This is a genomic window from Actinomycetota bacterium, from assembly GCA_030650795.1.
GTDB lineage: Bacteria > Actinomycetota > Actinomycetes > S36-B12 > S36-B12 > UBA11398.
Window position 1 is genome coordinate 1 of the sequence record JAUSDJ010000009.1, and the last position, 1,917, is coordinate 1,917.

The window sequence follows — 1,917 nt, forward strand, 5'->3', positions numbered from 1 at the left end:
AATCGAAACGTTACGCTTCGCCGATGGTGACGTTTATATCGATGGCCGCAATAATGTGCCGGTAGCCCAGGCCAAGAGTGTCTCGACCGATGAGGACACGGCGCTGACCATCAGTGCCGCCAGCCTGCTGGCGGGAGCCACCGATGTGGACGGCGATACCCTGAGCCTGTCCGGCGTCGGCAACGCTTTGGGCGGCACCGCCTCCATTGACGTCAATGGCGATGCGGTGTTCACGCCGGATGCCGATTTCAACGGAGCCGCCAGCTTCGACTACACCATCTCCGACGGCCAGGGCGGCACCAGCACCAGGACGGTGAGTGTGGCGGTGGCGGCGGTCAACGATGCGCCGGTGGCCCAGATCAAGAGTGTCTCGACCGATGAGGACACGGCGCTGACCATCAGTGCGGCCAGCTTGCTGGCGGAAGCCACCGACGTGGACGGCGATGCCCTGACCCTGTCCGGCGTGGGCAATGCCGTGAATGGAATTGTAACTCTTGATGGAAATGGTGATGTCGTATTCATGCCAAATATTGATTTTTATGGCATAGCATCATTCGATTATAGTGTCTCCGATGACCAAGGTGGGCTGACAACCAATACAGTGACAGTGAACGTCGCACAGGTAACCTCTGGCCAGGCGATTGATGGCTATATCGAGGGAGCCACGGTCTTTGCGGATGCGAATGGCAATGGCCAGCTGGATTCCGGTGAGGCATGGGCGACAACCGGGAGCGACGGACGGTTCACACTCATTGGAGGTTCTGGGCACCTCACGCTTTCAGGTGGGGTGGATGCTTCAACCGGTGTCGCCTTCAATGGCGTGATGCGCGCGCCGGAAGGGTCTACGACGATCACGCCACTGACGACACTCGTTGCCGCACTCATGGAAAAAGGGAATGGACAGGCACAGGCGGAATATCTTGTCCGATCCGCTTTCAGTCTGTCTTCTACCGAGACCCCGATGGGGATTCAACTCGGCCACCTTGATCCGGTTAAGGCCACCCTCTCACAGGATGATGCTTTTGCGAATCTGGGAGGAGCCGTCCTTGCAGCCAGTATCTTGGTCCAGAACACAGTCTTCCAGGCTTCCGCCGTTCTTTCGGGTTCTGGTGTCGAAACAAAAGAAGCAGCTGTGAGTGCCATATTCGATGCACTTGCGAATGCGATAGCAAATGATCCTCATGCCGTTGATCTGAGCAATGTCGATCAAGTCGCCGCAGTCATAAGCCAGTCAGCCACTTTGAGTGGCCTGTCTTCGGAGCAAGTGCTTGCGGTGGACAGTGTTGTCTCTGGCGCGGCGAGCGTGATTGCCAGTACCAATTCAGCACTTATAGATGTCGCCGCGACTGTTAACGCAGGAGCAGGTCTGCTTGAAGGGCTTGCCAAGGTTGCCGTGGTGGCCCAGGGAGAGGTCTCCCAGCGCCTGGAACAGGCGGTTATGGACGGCAATGCAGCGACTTTGGCCGACGTGGTCGCGAACTATACTGGGTCGGACCTTCAGTCCAAAATCACCTCAGCGGTCGTGGGGGATGTCGATGGCGCTACTCTTGGCTCCTCCGGTAACGATGTTCTTACCGGAACTGCCGGAGCCGACCAAATTATCGGGGATTCTGGCAACGACACCCTGACCGGCGGAGCCGGCAACGATACCCTCATCGGCGGTGTTGGCAGCGATGTTGCCGTATTCTCTGGTAACCGGTCTGATTATCAGATCACTCGTGGCGACCAGGGGGCGGCAACGCTAGTGGGCGCAGATGGAAACGACGTAGTGAGAGGAATCGAAACGTTACGCTTCGCCGATGGTGACGTTTATATCGATGGCCGCAATAATGTGCCGGTAGCCCAGGCCAAGAGTGTCTCGACCGATGAGGACACGGCGCTGACCATCAGTGCCGCCAGCCTGCTGGCGGGAGCCAC

Annotated in this window: 1 protein-coding gene; it reads left to right on the top strand. The window is 58.2% G+C overall.

Annotated elements, in window-relative coordinates; all coding sequences use genetic code 11:
• The coding region (locus tag Q7L55_03090; GenBank protein ID MDO8731546.1) for a cadherin-like domain-containing protein at positions 1–1,917 on the top strand (1,917 nt) is incomplete at both ends.